Source organism: Stenotrophomonas sp. FW305-3-2-15-E-LB1, assembly GCF_058787375.1.
Genome location: NZ_JBYSZR010000030.1, coordinates 1 through 20,305 on the forward strand (window position 1 = coordinate 1; position 20,305 = coordinate 20,305).

Consider the following 20,305-nt stretch of genomic DNA (forward strand, 5'->3'; position numbering starts at 1 on the left):
CCGTTGGTCGGCACGGGGTTGGATATCGATATCTGACAGATGTGCCGACCAACGGTCGGCACCCACCAACAGCCGCATGAAACTGTCAGGGGCGGGGCGGTGTGGGTGGGCAGGACCGCAGGCGCCATGGATGGCGCCTACGAGCCCCCATGGATGGGTTTACGGCGTGTCCTGACCACCCACACCGCCCCGCCATCCCACGGAATGCCGCTTTGGCTTTGGCTTTGGCCGTTGCATTGAGCAGGTGCAGGGCGCAGCCCTGCCGCCGCCTCCGGGAGGTAAACTAGCCGGATGGCTTCCCGTCCCGCGCACGAACTGCTCCAACGCGTCTTTGGTTACGACGATTTCCGTGGTCCCCAGCAGGACATCGTGGAGCACGTGGCTGCCGGTCATGACGCCCTGGTCCTCATGCCCACCGGCGGCGGCAAGTCGCTGTGCTACCAGGTCCCGGCCCTGCTGCGCGATGGCGTCGGCATCGTCATCTCCCCGCTCATCGCGCTCATGCAGGACCAGGTCGAAGCCCTGCGCCAGCTCGGCGTGCGCGCCGAATACCTGAACTCGACCCTGGATGGCGAAACCGCCGCCCGCGTCGAGCGCGAGCTGCTGGCCGGCGAACTGGACATGCTCTATGTCGCCCCCGAGCGCCTGCTGACCGGCCGCTTCCTGTCCCTGCTCTCGCGCAGCCACATCGCCCTGTTCGCCATCGACGAGGCGCACTGCGTGTCGCAGTGGGGCCACGATTTCCGCCCCGAGTACCGCCAGCTGACCGTCCTGCACGAGCGCTGGCCGGATATTCCGCGCATCGCCCTCACCGCCACCGCCGACCCGCCCACCCAGCGCGAGATCGCCGAGCGCCTGGACCTGGCCGAGGCACGGCACTTCGTCAGCTCCTTCGACCGCCCCAACATCCGCTACACCGTGGTGCAGAAGGACAACGCCCGCAAGCAGCTGACCGATTTCCTGCGCGGCCACCGCAGCGAGGCCGGCATCGTCTACTGCATGTCGCGGCGCAAGGTCGAGGAGACCGCCGAATTCCTCTGCAGCCAGGGTTTCAATGCCCTGCCCTACCACGCCGGCCTGCCGCCGGAGGTGCGGGCCAACAACCAGCGCCGCTTCCTGCGCGAAGACGGCATCGTCATGTGCGCCACCATCGCCTTCGGCATGGGCATCGACAAGCCGGACGTGCGCTTTGTGGCGCATACCGACCTGCCCAAGTCGATGGAAGGCTACTACCAGGAAACCGGCCGCGCCGGCCGCGATGGCGAGGCCGCCGAGGCCTGGCTGTGCTACGGCCTGGGCGATGTGGTGCTGCTCAAGCAGATGATCGAGCAGTCCGAGGCCAGCGAGGAACGCAAGCAGCTGGAGCGGTCCAAGCTGGACCACCTGCTGGGCTACTGCGAATCCATGCAGTGCCGCCGCCAGGTGCTGCTGGCCGGCTTCGGCGAAACCTACCCGCAGCCCTGCGGCAACTGCGACAACTGCCTGACCCCGCCGGCCGCCTGGGATGCCACCGTCCCCGCGCAGAAGGCACTGAGCTGTGTCTACCGCAGCGGCCAGCGCTTCGGCGTCGGCCACCTGATCGACATCCTGCGCGGCAGCGAGAACGAGAAGATCAAGCAGCAGGGCCACGACAAGCTGAGCACCTATGCCATCGGCCGCGACCTGGATGCGCGCACGTGGCGCAGCGTGTTCCGCCAGCTGGTGGCGGCCAGCATGCTGGAAGTGGACAGCGAGGGCCATGGCGGCCTGCGCCTGACCGACGCCAGCCGTGACGTGCTGACCGGCCGCCGCCAGATCAGCATGCGCCGCGATGCCGCCAGCACCAGCGGCGGCCGCGAGCGCAGCGCGCAGCGCACCGGCCTGTCGGTGCTGCCGCAGGACCTGGCCCTGTTCAACGCCCTGCGCAGCCTGCGGGGCGAGCTGGCGCGCGAACAGAACGTGCCGGCCTTCGTGATCTTCCACGACAGCACCCTGCGCAACATCGCCGAACAGCGGCCGACCAGCCTGGACGAACTGGCCCGGGTCGGCGGCATCGGCGGCACCAAGCTGAGCCGCTACGGCCCTCGCCTGGTGGAAATCGTGCGCGAGGAAGGGTGACCGTTCTGTCCGGCCGCGCTTCGCGCTGCGTCGCCTACCGTGTTGCATGCCTTTGTAGAGCCGAGCCCACGCTCGGCTGCCGTTGCCGCAGAAGCAGCCGAGCATGGGTTCGGCTCTACATTGGTGCTGCTCCAACCTTGAACGCGCCATTCAGCAAGAAGTGCATCGCGCGCCGCTTGCCGCTAGATTGACGCCCATGTCCCTCGCCTCGACCCTGCTCCGCGTCGTGCTCATGCTCAGCCTGTTGCTCAACGGGCTGAACGCGGCCATGGCCAGCGGGCACGAGCAGATGGGCCAGATGGCGCACGCCATGGCCGCCGCAGACGCGGCCGAGGGCGATTGCCATCACCACGCCGGCATGAAGGGCGAGCCCGCGCCCCAGGCCGAAGCTCCGGCCCACGATGCCCACTGCCAGATCAAGGACTGCGTGCGCAGCTGCGCCCAGCACCCGTTGCTGGCCGTGCAGCCGCAGCCGTTCCTGGCCGGCCCGGCCTTGTCGCTGGCCCCGCAGCCGATGCCCGGCGCTGGCCGCCCGGCACCGCCGCTGCCGCCCATCTCACGCCCTCCCATCGGCTGATTCCACGCGTACCGCTGCCGGCTTCCTGCCGGCGCCTTCCCGTGTCTGGAGTCACCCCATGAATACCCGCATTCCCCCCGGCCCGGGCGGCCTGCCCATGCCGTCGCGCCGCCTGTTCGTACAGGGCCTGGCCGCTGGTGGCGTAGTGGCCGGCGCCACCGCCATCGGCGTGCCGCAGCGAGCGCTTGCCGCGGCCAGCGCCACCCCGCGCCTGGCCGGCGCGCCCGCCGTGCTGACCGATACCCGCATCGAGCTGGCCATCGGCGAGTCGCTGGCCAACTTCACCGGCCGCACCCGCCCGGCCATCACCGTCAACGGCTCGCTGCCCGCGCCCATCCTGCGCTGGCGCGAAGGCCAAACCGTAGACCTGTTCGTGCGCAACACGCTCGACCGCCACCCCACCTCCATCCACTGGCACGGCATCCTGCTGCCGGCCAACATGGACGGCGTGCCCGGCCTCAGCTTCAACGGCATCGGCCCCGGCGAGACCTACCACTACCACTTCCAGCTGAGGCAGTCGGGCACCTACTGGTACCACAGCCATTCGATGTTCCAGGAGCAGGCCGGCCTGTACGGCGCGCTCATCATCGACCCGGCCGAACCGCCGCCCTACCACCACGACCGCGAGCACGTGATCCTGCTCTCGGACTGGACCGACATGGACCCGGGCGCGCTGTTCCGGCGCATGAAGAAGCTGGCCGAGCACGACAACTACTACAAGCGCACCCTGCCCGACTTCGTGCGCGACGTGCGCCGCGATGGCTGGTCGGCCGCCGTGGCAGACCGTGGCATGTGGGGCCGCATGCGGATGACGCCCACCGACATCTCCGACGTCAACGCGCACACCTACACCTACCTGATGAACGGCACGGCGCCGGCCGGCAACTGGACCGGGCTGTTCCGCAGCGGCGAGAAGGTGCTGCTGCGCTTCATCAACGGCGCCTCGATGACCTACTTCGACGTGCGCATCCCCGGCCTGAAGATGACCGTGGTCGCCGCCGACGGCCAGTACATCCACCCGGTCAGCATCGATGAATTCCGCATCGCCCCGGCCGAGACCTATGACGTGCTGGTGGAACCGACCGGGCAGGACGCCTTCACCATTTTCTGCCAGGACATGGGCCGCACCGGCTTCGCCGCAGGCACCCTGGCCGTGCGCCATGGCCTGCAGGCACCGGTGCCGCAGCGCGACCCGCGCCCGCTGCTGACGATGTCCGACATGGGCCATGACATGAGTGGCCACGGCGGCCACGACATGGCCGCCATGAAGGGCATGGAGGGCGGCTGCGGCGCCAGCATGGGCCACGGCGCGCATGGCGGCGACAGCACCAGCAAGGCACCGCAGCACCCGGCCAGCGAACGCAACAACCCGCTGGTGGACATGCAGAGCTCGGCCAGCGAACCCAAGCTGGATGACCCCGGCATCGGCCTGCGCGACAACGGCCGCCAGGTGCTCACCTACGGCGCCATGCACAGCCTGTTCGAAGACCCCGATGGCCGCGAGCCGAGCCGCGAGATCGAGCTGCACCTGACCGGGCACATGGAAAAATTCGCCTGGTCGTTCGACGGCATTCCCTTCGCCAGCGCCGAACCGCTGCGGTTGAACTACGGCGAGCGCATGCGCATCGTGCTGGTCAACGACACGATGATGCAGCACCCGATTCATCTGCACGGCGTGTGGAGCGACGTGGAAAACGCACAGGGTGAATTCCAGGTGCGCAAGCACACCGTGGACATGCCGCCGGGCACCCGCCGCAGCTACCGCGTGCGCGCCGATGCACTCGGCCGCTGGGCCTACCACTGCCACCTGCTGTACCACATGGAAGCAGGCATGATGCGCGAAGTGAGGATCGAAGAATGAGCCGTCACCTCTCCCGCAGCCTGCTGGCCCTGGGCCTGGCCGCTGCCCTGCCTGCGTTCGCGCAGTCGCATGACGCGCATGCCGGCCATGACATGACCACGCCCACATCGGCCCCAGTCGATCACTCGAAGATGGACCACTCGAAGATGGATCATTCGAGCATGGACCATGGCGCGATGGATCATTCGCAGATGGACCATTCGGCAATGGGTCACGACATGCCCATGCCCGCGCCCAGCGAACCCCGCGAGCCCATTCCGGTGCCCACCGATGCCGACCGCGCTGCCGCCTTCCCGCCCATCGACCACGGCGCCATGGAACACGCCCCGGACATCAACAGCCTGCTGCTGATCGATCGCCTGGAACACTGGGACGGCAGGAACGGTGATGGCCAGGCCTGGGAGGCCACCGGCTGGATCGGCGGCAACATCAACCGCCTGTGGCTGCGCAGCGAGGGTGAGCGCAGTGGCAGCCGCACCGAGTCCTCCTCGCTGGAAGCGCTGTACGGCCGCAGCGTGTCGCCGTGGTGGGACGTGCTGGTGGGCGTGCGCCAGGATTTCCGCCCGGCCGATTCGCGCACCTGGGCCGCCATCGGCATCCAGGGCCTGGCGCCGTACAAGTTCGAAAGCTCGGCCACGCTCTACCTGGGCTCCGGCGGGCAGGTGCTGGCCAAGGCCGAAGTGGAGTACGAGGTGCTGCTGACCAACCGGCTGATCCTGCAGCCGCTGGTGGAAGCCACGCTGGCAGCCAAGGACGAACCGGAACATGGCATCGGCCGCGGCCTGAACAAGGTCGAGACCGGCCTGCGCCTGCGCTACGAGTTCAGCCGCCGCTTCGCGCCCTACATCGGCATCAGCCACGAGCGCAGTTTCGGCGATGCTGCCGACCATGCCGGTGACCACGCGCGCGACACGCGCTGGGTGGCCGGTGTGCGCATGTGGTTCTGACCCACTGCACGGCCCCGGCAACTGCCGGGGCCAGCTACACTGCGCCGCGTTCCATTCCACACACCGCCATGTCCCTGCAGATCCGCCGCGCCACCCTGGCCGATGCCGAAGCGCTTTCGGCCATCGCCATTGCCACCTACACCGAAACCTGGGGTGATTCGTACCCGCCGCAGGAGCTGGACGTGTTCCTGCAGGACCACTACGGCATCGCGCCGCAGCGCGAGGAACTGTCCGACCCGCGCAGCGCGGTCTGGCTGCTGCTGGATGGCGAGCGTGTGGTCGGCTACCTGGCCGCCGGTGCCAACACCCTGCCGCATGCCGATGCACGCGAGGGCGACATCGAACTGAAGCGGCTGTACATCCTCGCCACCCACCAGAACGGCGGGCATGGCGCGCGCCTGATGGATGCGTTCATCGCCTGGCTGGACCAGCCCCGGCACCGCACCCTGTGGGTGGGCGTGTGGGAGGAGAACTTCGCCGCGCAGCGCTTCTACGCGCGCTACGGCTGCGAGAGGGCCGGCGAGTACGACTTCATCGTCGGCAGCACGCTGGACCGCGAGTTCATCCTGCGCCGCCCGTAGAGTCGAACTTGCTCGACTGCTGCCGGCAACAGCCAGTCGAGCACGGCTCGACTCTACAGACAGCGTCAGAAGTCGAACAGCTCCGACAGGAAGCTCTCTTTCTTCTTTTTCTTGTAACCGTGGCCGTACTGCCCACGGTGCTCATCCTGGCGCTGGCCAAGATGGCGGGTATCGCGATGCATCACCGGCGGCGGCGCAACCTGCGGCGCGGCCTGCACCGGGGCCGGCGGCGGCACTGCAGCGCCGGCACGCTCGATGATCTTGTCCAGCTCGCCACGATCCAGCCACACGCCACGGCAGCCCGGGCAATAGTCGATCTCGATGCCGTGGCGCTCGGCCATCTGCAGGGTCTGGGTGGTACACACGGGGCACTGCATGGGCGTCGCTCCTGTTGGTCAGCCTTCGACTGTACCTGTGGGTCGATGACTGTCCGGCAACATGACCGATGGCACAGGGACTAACGGCGCGTGCCCGCGCACGGCCGGCCGCACACACTGCGGCTTCATCCCGCAAGGAATGTGTCCATGTCCTCGTCCTCCCGCCTGCCTACCGCCGCTCGCGTGCTGCTGGTGCTTCTCTGCGTCGGCCTCGGCCTGAACCTGCGTGACCTCACTGCCGCCGTGGGCCTGCCCATCCCGGCGTTGCCCATGCCCTATGGCGGCAGCCTGCTCGATAACGCCTTGGCCGTACTGCTGGCAGTGCTGCTTGCCGCCCTGCTGCGCCCCCGTGGCGTGGGTCTGGCGGCAAGCCTCGGCCTGCGCTGGAACGGCGCCAGCGGACCGGTCTGGGTGCTGCTGGCCAGCCTGCCGTGCTGGCTGGGCCTGGCCATGCTGGGGTCGCCCAACACTGCACTGACCACGCTGGACGCCAGCATGCTGGCCGTCCTGTTCCCGTTGGCCGAGGAAGTCCTGTTCCGTGGCCTCGGCTTCGTGCTGCTGGTGAAGATCGTGCGCGGCCCGTGGCCCCTGCTGGCACTGCCGCAGGCGCTGCTGTTCGGCATGGTGCACTGGCTGGGCTTCGGCGGCTTCGAGGGCGGCGGCGTGGCCCTGTTCGTCGGCGCGGTCATCGCCCTGGGCGGATTCATCTTCGCCTGGCTCGACCATCTGGACGGCGACACTCTGTGGTGCGGCCTGGCCCTGCACGTGTCGATGAACCTGGCCTGGAACGTGTTCAGCCTCGACGATGCAGTCGCCCTGGGCTGGCAGGCCACCAGCCTGCGCATCGGCACGGCCGTGCTCGCCGTTGTCGTATTAGGCCAGCATGTACGTCGAAAGCGTGCTGTAACGCCGCCTTAGCCAACCCTGCACGCCGGGATCACCCCACGGTCGAGCATACTTGCGCGCCTTTTCACCAAACGCTGTCCGGAGTTGTCGCGTCATGTTGCTGTCCAAGCGCCACGTAGAGCCCCGCGTCCTGCTGATCGAGGACGCCGAGGAAACCCGCGAGCTGAGCCGCATGGCGCTGGAGAGCCAGGCGTGCCACGTGGTGGGCGTGAGCTCGGCCGAAGCGGCGCTGGGCCTGCTGGCCGCCGGCGAGCGCTTCGACTTGCTGTTCACCGACGTCAACCTTGGCCTGGTGAGCGGCATCGAGGCCGCCAATCACGTGCGTGGGCTGTACCCGCAGCTGCCGATCCTGGTCACCTCGGGCATGGACCAGCACGCCGTGCTGCCGCAGCTGCGCGATGGCATCCATTTCCTACCCAAGCCGTACAACATGAGCGAGCTGCTGGATGCCATCCGGCTGTGCTTCCGCCACGCCGATGCCGGCGTGTTGACCGGGCCGGACGCGCAGGCGGCGTAAGGCCCATTGATCCACGCGTGGCGTGGATCTACCGCAGCGCTTCCAGCAGGACCTCGGGGCGGAGTTCCAGGCCCGCCAGATCAGCATTGAAATTGACACCGGCCAGGGCACCGTCGCGCTGCATGCCCGGCAGCCAGCGCTGCATGAAGGCCTCCAGCGCAATGACGGTGGGCACGTAATCCGCCCACTCGTCCACCGCATGCCGTGCGGCATATGCACGGTCGGACCAGAACACCAGCACGTCCTCGTCACCGTCATTGGAGGGGCAGTACGCCCAGCCGCGCGCCTCGCTGCGCAGGCCCCACACCTCGCCATGCTCGCGCACGCGGCGGATGAAGCGCTCTTTCAGCAGTTCCATGTCGGCCGTCAGGTGCAGGCTCATGGCAGCCACGCGTCCATCATGTCGTACAGCGAGGGGAAGAGCATTTCCACCCCCCCCTCATCGTGCAGGTAAAGCATGATTTCACCTCGGGCAGATATCAGAACAGGATTACCGGCACCATCATCGGAAACAGCCAGCGCAGTGCGCAGGTGATCCGACACGTCGTCGCCGTAACGCTCACGGAACCCCAGGGTCAGCTCGGTCACGGTCTCACGCCCGATCAACGAACCGTTCGCGAACGCATGAATATCCACGCCGCCGAACGAACCGCCGAAGTGCTTGATGAAGGCCACGTACTGCGGCGCAAACACGGTACCGAGTATCTGCTGGGCCGCTTCGATCTCGGCGTCCGTTGCCGGTTGCCCGCGCAGGCTGGGATGCTCAGCCAGCAGGGCTTCCACCCTGGCAACCAGTTCGGGCGGCATTGGCTCGCACCCATGATCCTCAGCCACCGGTGTACGGCCCCTCACCCGGCATCACCTCCAGCAGCGCGCGGGTGATCACCCGCGGGTAGACCGTCAGGTGGTCCTCACCATCGATCACCACGTTGTCCACCTGCAGCTTGCGGCCACCACGCTGCAGCTGGGCAGTGAAGTCCGCGGCCTGCTGCAGCATGTCGTTGCCGGTGGAATAGCGCGGCCCCGGCTTGACCGTTTCGTAGCTGCCCACCGACAGCAGCACGCGGGTCGGCTGTGCCGGAACCACGGCGTTGTCCTGCATGCGCGGCAGCAGCAGTTCGTCGAACCACAGCGAAGGACTCGACAGGATGTAGGTGCTGAACAGGTCCGGCTGGGTGGTGAGCACATAAGCGCCAAACAACGCGCCATAGGAATGGCCGGCAAACGCACGTCGCGCCGGATCGGTGCGGTAGCGCGCGTCGATCATCGGCAGCACCTCTGCGGCCAGGAAGTCGCGGTAATGCTCGGCACCGCCGTAGGTGACGTCATCACTGTAGTAACCGTCAGCCCTCCGCACCGGATTGCTGGGCGTGTAATCACGCGAGCGGCTCTGCTTGGACGTCAGCCCTTCCTGCGGCGGCAGCCCGACCAGGATGAAGTTCTCGATGTTCACGCCCTGCTGCCCCACCAGGTTGCGCACGCTGCGCACCAGCGGAAAGCTGTACAGCGCATCGGTCACGTACAGCACCGGGTAGCGCTTTTCAGGGTGTGCGGCGTAGTCGGCCGGCAGCGCAACCCAGATCGGGTAGTCGCGGCCGACCGGGTCGTGCACGCGCAGCGCTTCGGTATCGGGCAGCACCACGCCAGGCGTAGCGGTGGCTGCTGCCGGATCCTGCTTCGCTGTGTCCTGCGCCGCCGGTGGTGTCACCGACATCGCGCACCCGGCCAGTGCCAGGCACATCAGCGCACTCCATCCACGTCCGTGCTTCATCCGCGTTTCTCCTGTGGCCATCGGCGCGATCAAGGCTGCGCCGGCGGGTGCGCCGGGAACAGCGTGCGCAGCGCCTGCAGCGCCGCCGGGTGGTAGATCGTGCCGTGGGTTTCCTGCGGGAACGGCTGATAGTCGACCTGCAGCGAGGGCGAGACGCCCTGCAACAGCGTCGTCAGTTGCAGCGCAGTCTGCGCCAACTCCGGCTGGCCACTGCTTGCAACGAATACGCGCGGCGTGGCCTTGGCCACCGCCGGCAGCAGCTTCGGTGCCGAGGCCAGCAACGCGCCCTTGTTCCACCACAGGCTCGGGTCCAGCGCGATATAGCTGTTGAACAGGGTCGGCTCCTGCAGCAGCGTTTCCACCACGAACAGGCCGGCCAGCGATTCGCCGATCAGGGCGCGCTCGTCGGTGGTCGGGTAACGCTGGCGCACCTGCGGCATCAGTTCGTCACGCAGGAAGGTGCGGTAGGCCGCCGAGCCGCCAATGCGCGGTGCGATCTTCCTGTCTTCCGGGTCGCTGCTGGGGCCGGTCATGTCGCGGCGGCGCTCGGTGTTCTCGATGCCCACCAGCAGGAACGGGCGCATGCTGTCGTTGCCGCTCAGCACCTGCACCAGGCCGGCCACGTGCAGGAAATCCTCACCGATGCCACCGTCGGGCATGTACAGCACCGGCAGCGGTGTCTTCGGGTCCAGGCCCCAGGGCTGCGGACGGTACACGTTGATGCGGCGGGTTTCGCCCAGCGCCTTCGATTCGAGGGTGAAGGTTTCACCAATCACCAGCGGCGTGGCCGGCGCTGCCTGTGCAGCCGGTGCCGGCTCGGCAGCCCACAGCGGCGTAGCAGCGACGGCGGACAACAGCAGCGACAGCATGATCAAGCGCATGGAACAACCCATCCTGGGAAAGATGCCGAGCATAACGCGCTCTTGGCGGCGATGGCGCTGTGCGATGCTACCCTGCATTGTTTCCTACAAGGAGTTGGAACATGGGTGGATTCAGCATCTGGCATTGGCTCATCCTTCTGGCGGTCATCCTGATCCCGCTCGGGATCGCCGGCGTGATCGCAGCGATTGTCCTCAACCGACGCAAGTAGATCCACGCCATGCGTGGATGCCTTGACCGACGCCAGTAGATCCACGCCATGCGTGGATGCCCCACCACGCGACATCCCCCGGTAGAGCCGAGCCCACGCTCGGCTGCCGTTGGCGCAGCAACAATCGCCGCACCCCTGTCGCATCTGCACTGAAAATCAGCCGCCAGACGCGCTCGCCCGACCGCCTTCGAAAGAAATATTGAAGCCAGCCATACACGAGCAGCTTCACACCGAATGGCCCGCACACTGCGATTTACGCCATTTCTCAGCGCGATCCGCCACGCGTCCCAGCAGATACGTCGCGTCCTGTCGTTTGCTGCGCCAAACGCGCCTGCGACAATACTTGTAAGCGCCTGCACTCGGCGGAGTTTCAGAAAACTCCGATTGAAATCCAGGCGCGGGCGTAACCAACATGCTGTGCCACCGACAACGGGTGGCACCGGGCCTGCAAGCCCGGGGAGACAAATCGCATGTTGTTTGCGCTCACCCGTCGGCACTGTCTCCGGACCGTGCCGGCGGGTGATCCGTCGGCCTTTATGGCGGGCGGTGCGTGGGGGTCTTTGGACCCGCCGGTAAATTGCGATTTGTCTTCCGGGCTTGCAGCCACGTACCGTCCGCCACCCGCACCCGCGCGGTGGCGTTTCCGCCCTAGTGCCGAGGAAAACGAGATGAACCCGCGTCCGCCCCAAGCGTCCCGCTCCATCCACACCGTCGTCAACGAGGCCGCCAATGACGGCAATCCTGCCCCTGACCTGAGCACCTTCTTGGGATGCCTCAAACGCATCCGCGATGGAGACGCCGCCGACGGCCTGTGCTGGCCGGAACCCAAGCTGCTGCCCGGCCGCGCGCAGGACCTCGCGCGTGTCGAGCGCGCCGCCGTCGGCATGCTGACCGTGGCGGAAATGCTGCACGCCGCCGAACGCTGCCGCGTGCTGGCAACGCCTGATCGGCACCTGGATGAGGGCGTGGTGGACGGCATGTTGCTGGCCTGCCGCGGCCTGGCCGAACTGGTGTGCCGGGATATCCGGCCGCAGTAGCCGCATCGCCATCGCACGCCGGCCCCTGCGTGGGCCGGACCGATGTACAGTCAAGTCGTCAATTACAAGGAGGTTCGCATTGTTCAATGCACTGATCATCGCCGCACTGGCCGCAGGCCCGGCCTCATCCTCGCCGTATGCCGATTGCGTACTGGCCAACATCCAGCCCGGCCTGAGTGACCGTGCCGTGCTGCTGGTACAGCATGCCTGTGCCGCGAAGTACCCCGCCAGTTACGCCGACGCGATTGAGCTTGAGCGCCGACAGAGTGTGCAGCGACAGGCACAGTTCGATGCGGATCATGCTGCGGCGGCGCGGTCTGCCAATGCGGCGGCGGCAGCCGCGCAGGCGGCGGCAGATCGCGCCAAGGCAGCAGAAGCAGAGTAGATCGGCGATCGGCCCAGCGATCGAGGTAGAGTCAGCACTCTGCCTGCAAGGAGGTACGTATGTTGAATGCATTCATCATCGCCGCGCTGGCCGCAGGCTCTGCCGCATCCGCGCCGTACGCGGATTGCGTGCTGGCTGACACCCATTCCGGGATGACTGACCGTGCCGTGCTGCTGGTGGAGCAGGCCTGTGCCGCCAAACATCCGGACAGCTTCGCTGCCTCACAGGAGAGCGAGCGCCAGTATCACAACCAACAGCAGCAGGCGCGTCGCGATGCGGTCAACGCCGAACTGGCACAGCTTGCCGAGGCGGTGGCGATTGCAGAGGCGGCGGAAGGGAAGCCGCAGACCGAGACTGCTGGGAGTGCGGCGGCGGCAGCGGAGGCGGCGGCCATTGATGCGGCGGCTGCGGCGGAGGCTGCAATGCAGCCGAAGGTGGATCGAAAGGCCACCGGCGCAGACCCGGCTGCAGGCAACAACGGCAATCGGTAAGGCAAGCCAGGCGCCGGCCCACCATGCAGCCATCCGCATCCGTGACCTTTGAAACCCCGCTCGGCACGCTCATCTGCCGCGTGACCGATCACCTGGGCGAGCCTGTTACAGACGGCGTGTCGATCCGGCTTCTCCCCGTTGAGGGCAACGCGCGCGCGATCGGAACCGAAGCCTGCGAGGTGAAGGCCGCACTTCTCTCGATCTCACCGTCGCGCGACCTCCAGGATCTCGTTTTCTCCTGTGGGTGGGCCACTGAGCCCGATGTTGCGGGCGATGCGGATAGCGGCGAATGGGTCGACGCGCAATGCTGGACGCTGGGCGACAGCGTGCTTGTCATTGGGACTGAAGACGTCGATGTCCTTCGCTGGCGTCTTCCTGCGTGTGGATTCCAGGAAGACCCCTACCCCACGCAGTATCTTCCCAGCGCACTGGAAACCCGGATCCCCCGCGTGCTGTCCGGCACGGCAAGCACGTTCCACTTCGTCATCGCTACCGGCCCCGGCGCGAACGAGGAGGAACAGTTCGCCGTGTGGAATGCCGCGGATATCCGCCACCGGGAAATCCTGGCCATCGCTGCGGACATCAAGCGCTAGCCGAGCACCGGGGAGGCGGATTGCGGAGCAAAAAAAAGACGCCCAAGGGCGTCTTCTCTTTGAATGCATTGGTGGGCCGTGATGGATTCGAACCATCGACCAAAAGATTAAAAGTCTTCTGCTCTACCGACTGAGCTAACGGCCCGTGCACGCCCTGCCTTTCGGCGGGGTCGGCATTTTAACCTACTTTGATGGCTGGGTGGGAAGGCAAAAGCGTGCGAACCAACGGTTCACACCTACCACAGCACACCGGTAGCGCCGGGCCATGCCCGGCGGAGGGCGTGCGAACCAACGGTTCGCACCCACCGGGGGAGCAGTTCGCACCCACTGAAGGGCCGTCAGGCGTACAGCGTCGGGTCGGCTACGCCGGCATCCGTGAAGCCCTGCGCGCGCAGGCGGCAGGCATCGCAGTGGCCGCAGGCGGCGCCATTGGCGTCGGCGTTGTAGCAGGACACGGTCAGGCCGAAATCCACGCCCAGGCGCACGCCTTCAGTGACGATCTGCGCCTTGCTGAGGAACTGCAGCGGTGCGTGCACGGTGATGCCCGCCCCTTCCACGCCCGACTTGGTGGCCAGGTTGGCCAGCGCCTGGAAGGCGGCGATGAACTCGGGGCGGCAATCCGGGTAGCCCGAATAGTCCACGGCGTTGACGCCGCAGAAGATGTCGTTGGCACCCAGCACTTCGGCCCAGCCCAGGGCCAGCGACAGCATGATGGTGTTGCGCGCCGGCACGTAGGTGACCGGGATGCCCTCGCCGCCCGCTTCGGGCACGTCGATGTCATCGGTCAGGGCCGAGCCGCCGATGCTGCGCAGGTCCACGTCCACGGTCTTGTGGGCGATGACGCCCTGGGCCTTGGCCACGCGCACGGCGGCGTCCAGCTCGGAGGTGTGGCGCTGGCCATAGCGCACGCTCAGGGCATGCACGGCAAAGCCCTGTTCCTGGGCCATGGCGATGACGGCGGCTGAATCCATGCCGCCGGAGAGAAGCACGACTGCCTTCTTCATGGGTAAAACATCCGGTTGGGAGGGGAAAGCCAGCACGCTGTCCCGCGCCGGAACTACATCAGGGCACCACGCCCAGGCTCATCGGCCCGGCTCGTCGTTCCACAGAATCTTGTGCAGCTGCATCTGGAAGCGCACCGGCAGCCGGTCTTCGACGATCCAGTCGGCCAGCTGGCGCGCGGTGATCTCGCCCTTGCTGGGCGAGAAGAACACGGTGCAGCGCTTCACCAGGTCGTGCTCGGCCAGCATGCCCTTGGCCCAGTCGTAATCCTCGCGGCTGCAGATGACAAACTTGATCTGGTCGCGGGCGGTCAGCAGCGGCAGGTTTTCCAGGCGGTTGCGCGCGGCTTCGGCCGACCCCGGGGTCTTGATGTCGACCACGCGGGACACGCGCGGGTCGACCGCGCTGACGTCCAGCGCGCCGGAGGTTTCCAGCGAGACGTCCATGCCGGCATCGCACAGCTTCTGCAGCAGCACCAGGCAACGCTTCTGCGCCAGCGGCTCGCCGCCGGTCACGCAGACATGACGCACGCCCTGGGCCAGCACCTCGGCCACGATGTCGTCGATATCCCACCAGGTGCCGCCGTGGAAGGCGTAGGCCGTGTCGCAGTAGTTGCAGCGCAGCGGGCAGCCAGTCAGGCGCACGAACACGGTCGGCCAGCCGGCGGTATCGGCCTCGCCCTGCAGCGAGGTGAAGATCTCGGTGATCTTCAGCCGGGGCAGCGGCGACTGCACGATCTCGCTGGGGGTAGCGACGGCGGCGGACGGGGAAACGGCGGTCATGGCGGGCACTTCTTCATGGGGCGGGCGGCCGGATCAGCAGGCGCCGGAAACGAAAGCAGCCGAGCATGGGCTCGGCTCTACAGGTTACGCATTGTACGCCCGGCAGGCGGCTCAGCGGATCTGCCGACCCAGGCGGATGGACTGCAGGCGGTCCTGGGCGGTGCGCGCGGCGTCCGAGCCCGGGTACTGCGCCACGACGGTTTCCAGGGTCTGCTGGGCCTGGTCGACCTTGCCTTCGCCATACAGCGAGAGGCCAACCTTGAGCAGGCCGCCGGGGGCCTTGTCGTGGGTGGGATAACGCGAGAGCAGTTCGCGGAACTGGGTCTCGGCCATCGGGAAATTGCGGGTGGCGTAGTAGCTCTCACCCAGCCAGTACAGCGCGTTGGGGGTGTAGACGCCGTTCGGGTACAGCTCCAGGAAGCTCAGGAACAGCTGCGCCGAATCATCGTACTTGCCGGCCTTCAGCGCATCGAAGGCGACGTTGTACGAGGTGCGTTCGTCACCGGTGGCCGCCAGGCTGCCCGGGTCGCCATGCACCGAAGGCGGCCGCTCGGAAGTGGCCGCTGCAGTGGGCTGCGCCGGGGCCGCGGGGGCCTTCGACGGGGTTGCCGGAACGGGCGGCAGGGCGGGCGCTGCATTGCCCCCTTCCAACCGGTTCAGGCGGCCGTCCAGATCCAGGTACTGGTCCTGGGAGGACTGCTTGAGCTGGGCGTTTTCGTGCTGGATCTGCTCGAGGGTCGACTGCAGGCTGGTGACCTGCTGGCGCAGCTGGTTGATCTGGTTCAACAGGTCCTGGTTGGCACTGTTGTTGTACATCTGCTGCTCGAGGGAACCGACACGGTCGGCCAGGCTCTGCCGCTGTGCGTGCGCCGGTGCGGCAGCCACGAGGGCTGCCGCAACGACCAGCATCAGTTTGATGCCAATGCGCATGGATTACTGCGCGGTGTAGACGATTTCGACGCGACGGTTCTGCGACCAGCAGGACTCGTTCGACTCGGTGCAGACCGGACGCTCTTCACCGTAGGACACGACGGTCAGCTGCGAAGCCGAGCCACCGTTGGCCTGCAGGGCCGAGTTGACGCCGTTGCCACGACGCTCGCCCAGGGCCTGGTTGTACGCGCGCGAACCGCGCTCGTCGGTGTGGCCCTGCAGGGTGATGCGCGAGGACGGACGGTCACGCAGGTACTTGGCATGGCAAGCCATGATCGCCTGGAATTCCGGCTTCACGTCTTCCTTGTCCAGATCGAAGTAGACAACGCGCTGACGCAGGCAGGCGTCGGTGTCCAGGTCGCCCGGGCCGTACAGGCCGGAGGTGGACGGACCGGTCGGGGCGGTGGTCGAGGTGCCGGTGTCAACCGGGGCTGCCGGCTCTTCCTTCACCTTCTTCGAGCAACCGGCCAGGACGGCCACAGACAGCAGGGAAACAAGCAGAACGCGGGTGGACTTGTTCATGGCAATACCTTTGTGGCTCCTAGGCCGATGAGGGGTCAATACAGCGAAAATATTAACACTCTTTTAGCGCTGGGTACGGTATGGCGACCATGCCGGTTCGCGCACGTCACCATCGGCCAGCACCAGGCGCTGGCGGACACGCCCATCCGCCGAGACGGCATACAGCACGCCACGGCCACCTTCGCGCGCGGCGTACAGCACCATGCTCGCGTTCGGGGCGAAGCTCGGCGACTCGTCCAGCGAGCCCACCGACAGCGTGTTCCAGCGCGCGGAGCCCAGCGAGCTGTCCATCACCGCGATCTTGTAGCTGTTGCCCGAGCCCTGTGCCACGGCGATCTTCTTGCCGTCGTAGGACACCGAGGGCTTGGCGTTGTAGTTGCCCTGGAAGGTCACGCGCTCGGCACTGCCGCCGCCGGCGCCCACCTTGTAGACCTGCGGACGGCCGCCGCGGTCGGAGGTGAAGTACACCGCGCTGCCGTCCGGGGCCCAGGTCGGCTCGGTATCGATGGCGAAGTGGTTGGTCAGCTGGGTCAGCTGCTTGCTGCCCAGGTCCATCACGTAGATTTCCGGGTTGCCCGAACGCGAGAGGGTCAGGGCCAGCTTGCGGCCGTCCGGCGAGAAGGCCGGGGCGCTGTTGATGCCGCGGAAGCTGGTGACCAGCTCACGGGCGCCGGTGGAGATGTTCTGGATGTAGATGGCCGAGTTGCCACGCTCGAAGCTGACGTAGGCCAGCTTGCCGCCATCCGGGCTCCACGACGGCGACAGCAGCGGCTCGGCCGAGCGGACGATGGTCTGCGGGTTGTAGCCATCCGAATCGGCGACCATCAGCGCGTAGCGCATGGCATCGCCCTTGCCGCTGGCGGTGACGTAGGCGATGCGGGTCCAGAAGGCACCGCGCACGCCGGTGATCTTCTCGTAGATGGCGTCGGCCATCTGGTGGGCCACATCACGCATGGCATTGCCGCGCGCGGTCATGGCCAGGCCGAGCAGGCGCTCGCCCTTGGGCACGTCGAACAGTTCGTACTCGACGCGGTAGGCGCCGGCACCGGCGTCCATGACACGGCCGACCACGATGTAGTTCTGCTTCAGCGCGCGCCAGGTCGGGAACTGGATCTCGCCGCCACGGCTCGGCTTTTCCACGATCTGTGCTTCGGGCAGCGTGCGGAACTGGCCCGAACGCTCCAGGTCGGCGCGGACGACGCCGGCCACATCGGTCTGCGGGGCGCCGGCCGAACCCTGGTAGGGCATGGGCACGACGGTGATCGGCAGCGCGGAGGCATTGCCGCCGACGATCTCAAGGTCAAGGCTCCTCTGCTGCGCGAAGGCAGCGAAGGGCAGCAACAGGGCCGCAAACACGGCAAGCCAGCGAGGCATCTTCTTCATGGAGCGCTCAATAGGGGGAAACCGGTACGAGGGATAGCAAACGGCGGGTGAACCGCTTCGCAATCATGAACCAAGGGTACGTGAATTCCGGGTCAGTGCCAGCCTGCGCGGTCACGCGTCGTTGACATCATGGCCCCGCCGCACTGGGCGGACGGGGCTGTCCGACGACCCGCGATCAGTCCTGCGGGGTGAACGTCAGGTTGAGCGTGCGCGCGAACACCGATTCAAAGCCGCGGTACGGCAGCGGCTGCGCATTGAGCACGGCCGCCTCGATCGAGCGCTTGCCGGCTTCGTCGTAGGGACAGTTGGCGCCCACCTTGGCCTGCAGCACCTGTCCACCCGGGATCTGGGTGATGGTGATCTGGCAGCGCTGGCCCAGCGGCACACTGTCCGGACGGGTCCACGAACCACGGATCTTGTTCACCAGGGCTGCAGCGTACTTGGCCGAAAGATCATCGCTGGTGCCGCCCCCGCCGCCCGCCGGCTGGGCCTGGCTGCTGTTGCTGGCCGCGGCGGCGCCGGCTGCATTGCGGGCCGCAGCAACCTGGCGCAGCTTCTGCTCGGCCAGCTTGGCTTCCTTCTCGGCCTGCTCGCGCTTGGCGCGGATGTCGGCGATCTTCTTCTGCCGCTCGGCCTCGGCCTTGTCGGCCGCCGCCTTCTGCTGGTCGGCGATCTTCTTCTTGGCGTCTTCTTCCTGCTGCTTGGCCAGGCGTGCCTTCTGCTCGGCTTCTTCCTGGCGCTTGCGTTCGGTCAGGTCGATCTGTTCCTGGCGGCGCTTGGCCTCCTGCTCCTGCTTGGCCTTCTCCTGCGAGATGGCCAGGGCGTTGGCGGCATCCTGGTCCTTGGTGTCCGGCTGGGCCACGCGCTCCTGCGCCTGTTGCTGCTGCGGCGTGGGCGCGTCCTGCGGGCGCGGCGCCTCGATCGGCTGCGGCGGCGGGATGGTGTCTTCGGGCACGGCGACCGGCACCGGCTCGGGCACCGGCTGCGGCAGGTCTTCCAGCTTTTCGGACTGGCGCAGGGCCTGGCGCGCGGCGGCGGCCTCGGCGGAGGACAGCGCCAGGCTGGCCTCGACCGACGGATCGCCGGCGGCGGCTTCGGTGTTGCGTTCCGGCGACCACAGCCAGGCCACGATGAAGACCAGCGCGACCAGCAGGTGCACCAGCACGGCCAGGCCCAGGGGCAGGCCCCAGCCCGGTTCCTGCTTGTGCGGCGGTGGCAGGGTGTCAGCGTGCATCGGTGGCCAGGCCTACCTTGTCGACTTTGGCGCGCTTGATGACATCCATCGCCGCGATGACCTTTTCATAGGCCACGGCACGGTCGGCGGCGACGATCACGCGCACGCCCTTGTCCTGTGCGGCGATGCCGGCCAGGCGGCCTTCCAGTTCCTCGGCGCTGACCGCGACCGGCTCCTTGGCGTCGGGCAGCTTCAGGCTCAGCTGGCCGTCCTCGCGCACCGAGACGATCACCGGGTCCTGCTTGCTTTCCAGCGCCTTGGCGTTGGACTGCGGCAGGTCGACATCGAAGCTCAGGGTAAGCAGCGGCGCGGTGACCATGAAGATGATCAACAGCACCAGCATGACGTCGATGTAGGGAACGACGTTGATTTCCGATTTCAGCTTGCGGCGCTTGCGGCGACCGATGGCAGCGGACATGGCTTGGACTCCCGGGTCAGTCGCTTACTCGTCGCCAGCGCTCTGGCGCTGCAGGATCGAGCTGAACTCTTCGGCGAAGGTCTCGAACCGCACCGACATGCGCTCCACGCGGGTGGTGAAGCGGTTGTAGGCCCACACCGCCGGGATGGCCACGAACAGGCCGATGGCGGTAGCGAACAGCGCTTCGGAAATGCCCGGCGCGACGGCGGCGATACCGGCCTGGGCGCCGCTGCTGATCATGTCGTGCATGGTGACCATGATGCCGAACACGGTGCCGACCAGGCCCACGTACGGGGCGGTGGAGCCGATGTTGGCCAGCAGTTCGAGGTTGCGCTCGAGCTGGTCCACTTCGCGGGTGTAGGTGGTGCGCATGGCGCGCTGGGCACCTTCCAGCTGCGCACGGCCATCCAGGCGGCGCTTGTCGCGCAGGCGGCTGTATTCGCGGAAGCCGGCTTCGAAGATGGCTTCCAGGCCGCCGACATTGCGGCTGCGGTCGGTGGCCGAGCTGTACAGCTTGCCCAGGTCGGCGCCGGACCAGAAGCGGTTCTCGAACTCGTCGGCTTCGCGGGTGGCCTGCTTGAAGACGCGGGCCTTGCGGAAAATGATCACCCAGCTGACGAACGAGCCGACCAGCAGCAGCAGCACGATGATCTTCACCGGCAGGCTGGCCTTGGCCATCAGTTCGAGGTAGTTGATGCCGCCGCCGGTGGTGGCCTGGGCAAGGGTCTGGGTCGCGGCATTGCTGACATCGGCCGGCAGTGCCTCGGTGACCGTGGCCTGCAGGGCCAGGAGCGTTGCGATCAT

The 20,305-nt window shown here is 67.2% G+C and carries 24 protein-coding genes and 1 tRNA gene; 11 read left to right on the forward strand and 14 right to left on the reverse strand.

Annotated elements, in window-relative coordinates; genetic code table 11:
• Nucleotides 1-291 precede the first annotated feature (291 nt).
• From recQ to AC3WL7_RS17575, 5 genes are all read left to right on the forward strand, one after another.
• The gene (recQ, locus tag AC3WL7_RS17555; RefSeq protein ID WP_492752045.1) at nucleotides 292-2,097 is read left to right on the forward strand and encodes a DNA helicase RecQ; all 1,806 of its coding nucleotides are present in this window, start codon (nucleotides 292-294) and stop codon (nucleotides 2,095-2,097) included.
• 196 nt (nucleotides 2,098-2,293) lie between these two features.
• Entirely contained in the window at nucleotides 2,294-2,674 is a 381-nt protein-coding gene (locus AC3WL7_RS17560) for a CopL family metal-binding regulatory protein (RefSeq protein WP_492752047.1), read from the forward strand.
• Nucleotides 2,675-2,732: 58 nt separating this feature from the next.
• Nucleotides 2,733-4,535, forward strand: coding sequence for a copper resistance system multicopper oxidase (locus tag AC3WL7_RS17565; RefSeq protein WP_492752049.1), 1,803 nt, complete (start codon nucleotides 2,733-2,735; stop codon nucleotides 4,533-4,535).
• Nucleotides 4,532-5,482, forward strand: a complete 951-nt coding sequence (locus AC3WL7_RS17570; protein ID WP_492752051.1) for a copper resistance protein B — start codon at nucleotides 4,532-4,534, stop codon at nucleotides 5,480-5,482. The genes AC3WL7_RS17565 and AC3WL7_RS17570 overlap by 4 nt, the downstream gene beginning before the upstream one ends.
• A gap of 68 nt (nucleotides 5,483-5,550) precedes the next feature.
• Nucleotides 5,551-6,063 (forward strand): GNAT family N-acetyltransferase, encoded by a 513-nt coding sequence (locus tag AC3WL7_RS17575; protein WP_492752053.1) that lies wholly within the window; start codon nucleotides 5,551-5,553, stop codon nucleotides 6,061-6,063.
• 65 nt (nucleotides 6,064-6,128) lie between these two features.
• Here the strand turns inward: AC3WL7_RS17575 and AC3WL7_RS17580 are convergent, their stop codons facing one another.
• Entirely contained in the window at nucleotides 6,129-6,440 is a 312-nt protein-coding gene (locus AC3WL7_RS17580) for a TFIIB-type zinc ribbon-containing protein (RefSeq protein WP_108760537.1), read from the reverse strand.
• 147 nt (nucleotides 6,441-6,587) lie between these two features.
• Here AC3WL7_RS17580 and AC3WL7_RS17585 point away from each other — a divergent pair, with 147 nt between their 5' ends.
• Nucleotides 6,588-7,358 carry a CPBP family glutamic-type intramembrane protease gene (locus AC3WL7_RS17585; RefSeq protein WP_492752057.1) on the forward strand — a complete coding sequence of 257 codons (771 nt, stop codon included), beginning with the start codon at nucleotides 6,588-6,590 and terminating at the stop codon, nucleotides 7,356-7,358.
• Between the two features lie 82 nt (nucleotides 7,359-7,440).
• Nucleotides 7,441-7,863, forward strand: coding sequence for a response regulator (locus tag AC3WL7_RS17590; RefSeq protein WP_108747225.1), 423 nt, complete (start codon nucleotides 7,441-7,443; stop codon nucleotides 7,861-7,863).
• Nucleotides 7,864-7,891: 28 nt separating this feature from the next.
• On the opposite strand, the gene AC3WL7_RS17595 is transcribed toward AC3WL7_RS17590, so the two are convergent.
• Genes AC3WL7_RS17595 through AC3WL7_RS17610 form a run of 4 tightly spaced genes read right to left on the reverse strand, consistent with a single transcriptional unit; the run spans nucleotide 7,892 to nucleotide 10,515 of the window.
• Complete coding sequence (locus tag AC3WL7_RS17595; RefSeq protein WP_079222883.1) at nucleotides 7,892-8,245, reverse strand: DUF2750 domain-containing protein; 354 nt, start codon at nucleotides 8,243-8,245, stop codon at nucleotides 7,892-7,894.
• Nucleotides 8,242-8,670: an SMI1/KNR4 family protein gene (locus AC3WL7_RS17600; protein ID WP_492752066.1), complete on the reverse strand. Its 429-nt coding sequence runs from the start codon at nucleotides 8,668-8,670 to the stop codon at nucleotides 8,242-8,244. The genes AC3WL7_RS17595 and AC3WL7_RS17600 overlap by 4 nt, the downstream gene beginning before the upstream one ends.
• A 19-nt stretch (nucleotides 8,671-8,689) precedes the next feature.
• Entirely contained in the window at nucleotides 8,690-9,634 is a 945-nt protein-coding gene (locus AC3WL7_RS17605) for an alpha/beta hydrolase (RefSeq protein ID WP_492752069.1), read from the reverse strand.
• 29 nt (nucleotides 9,635-9,663) lie between these two features.
• Complete coding sequence (locus AC3WL7_RS17610) at nucleotides 9,664-10,515, reverse strand: alpha/beta hydrolase (RefSeq protein ID WP_492752071.1); 852 nt, start codon at nucleotides 10,513-10,515, stop codon at nucleotides 9,664-9,666.
• 877 nt (nucleotides 10,516-11,392) lie between these two features.
• Here AC3WL7_RS17610 and AC3WL7_RS17615 point away from each other — a divergent pair.
• From AC3WL7_RS17615 to AC3WL7_RS17630, 4 genes are all read left to right on the forward strand, one after another.
• Nucleotides 11,393-11,761, forward strand: a complete 369-nt coding sequence (locus tag AC3WL7_RS17615; RefSeq protein WP_492752074.1) for a hypothetical protein — start codon at nucleotides 11,393-11,395, stop codon at nucleotides 11,759-11,761.
• Nucleotides 11,762-11,840: 79 nt separating this feature from the next.
• On the forward strand, nucleotides 11,841-12,146 hold the full coding sequence (locus tag AC3WL7_RS17620) for a hypothetical protein (protein WP_492752076.1): 306 nt from the start codon (nucleotides 11,841-11,843) through the stop codon (nucleotides 12,144-12,146).
• A 59-nt stretch (nucleotides 12,147-12,205) separates the two neighbouring features.
• Nucleotides 12,206-12,637, forward strand: coding sequence for a hypothetical protein (locus tag AC3WL7_RS17625; RefSeq protein WP_492752078.1), 432 nt, complete (start codon nucleotides 12,206-12,208; stop codon nucleotides 12,635-12,637).
• Nucleotides 12,638-12,678: 41 nt separating this feature from the next.
• Nucleotides 12,679-13,230: a hypothetical protein gene (locus tag AC3WL7_RS17630; RefSeq protein WP_492752080.1), complete on the forward strand. Its 552-nt coding sequence runs from the start codon at nucleotides 12,679-12,681 to the stop codon at nucleotides 13,228-13,230.
• 69 nt (nucleotides 13,231-13,299) lie between these two features.
• Here the strand turns inward: AC3WL7_RS17630 and AC3WL7_RS17635 are convergent.
• The 9 genes from AC3WL7_RS17635 to tolQ all read right to left on the reverse strand — a co-directional run bounded on the left by AC3WL7_RS17635 (nucleotide 13,300) and on the right by tolQ (nucleotide 20,305).
• Nucleotides 13,300-13,375, reverse strand: a tRNA-Lys gene (locus AC3WL7_RS17635).
• A 193-nt stretch (nucleotides 13,376-13,568) separates the two neighbouring features.
• Complete coding sequence (gene queC / locus AC3WL7_RS17640; RefSeq protein WP_079222889.1) at nucleotides 13,569-14,234, reverse strand: 7-cyano-7-deazaguanine synthase QueC; 666 nt, start codon at nucleotides 14,232-14,234, stop codon at nucleotides 13,569-13,571.
• Nucleotides 14,235-14,312: 78 nt separating this feature from the next.
• The gene (queE, locus tag AC3WL7_RS17645; RefSeq protein WP_108760530.1) at nucleotides 14,313-15,014 is read right to left on the reverse strand and encodes a 7-carboxy-7-deazaguanine synthase QueE; all 702 of its coding nucleotides are present in this window, start codon (nucleotides 15,012-15,014) and stop codon (nucleotides 14,313-14,315) included.
• Nucleotides 15,015-15,125: 111 nt separating this feature from the next.
• Entirely contained in the window at nucleotides 15,126-15,944 is an 819-nt protein-coding gene (ybgF, locus tag AC3WL7_RS17650; protein ID WP_079222891.1) for a tol-pal system protein YbgF, read from the reverse strand.
• A 3-nt stretch (nucleotides 15,945-15,947) separates the two neighbouring features.
• Nucleotides 15,948-16,466, reverse strand: a complete 519-nt coding sequence (gene pal, locus AC3WL7_RS17655) for a peptidoglycan-associated lipoprotein Pal (protein ID WP_079222892.1) — start codon at nucleotides 16,464-16,466, stop codon at nucleotides 15,948-15,950.
• A 63-nt stretch (nucleotides 16,467-16,529) separates the two neighbouring features.
• Nucleotides 16,530-17,849 carry a Tol-Pal system beta propeller repeat protein TolB gene (gene tolB, locus AC3WL7_RS17660; RefSeq protein WP_492752085.1) on the reverse strand — a complete coding sequence of 440 codons (1,320 nt, stop codon included), beginning with the start codon at nucleotides 17,847-17,849 and terminating at the stop codon, nucleotides 16,530-16,532.
• A gap of 175 nt (nucleotides 17,850-18,024) precedes the next feature.
• On the reverse strand, nucleotides 18,025-19,083 hold the full coding sequence (gene tolA / locus AC3WL7_RS17665; RefSeq protein ID WP_492752087.1) for a cell envelope integrity protein TolA: 1,059 nt from the start codon (nucleotides 19,081-19,083) through the stop codon (nucleotides 18,025-18,027).
• Nucleotides 19,073-19,501, reverse strand: a complete 429-nt coding sequence (tolR, locus tag AC3WL7_RS17670) for a protein TolR (RefSeq protein ID WP_079222895.1) — start codon at nucleotides 19,499-19,501, stop codon at nucleotides 19,073-19,075. The genes tolA and tolR overlap by 11 nt, the downstream gene beginning before the upstream one ends.
• A 24-nt stretch (nucleotides 19,502-19,525) precedes the next feature.
• Complete coding sequence (tolQ, locus tag AC3WL7_RS17675; protein ID WP_079222896.1) at nucleotides 19,526-20,305, reverse strand: protein TolQ; 780 nt, start codon at nucleotides 20,303-20,305, stop codon at nucleotides 19,526-19,528.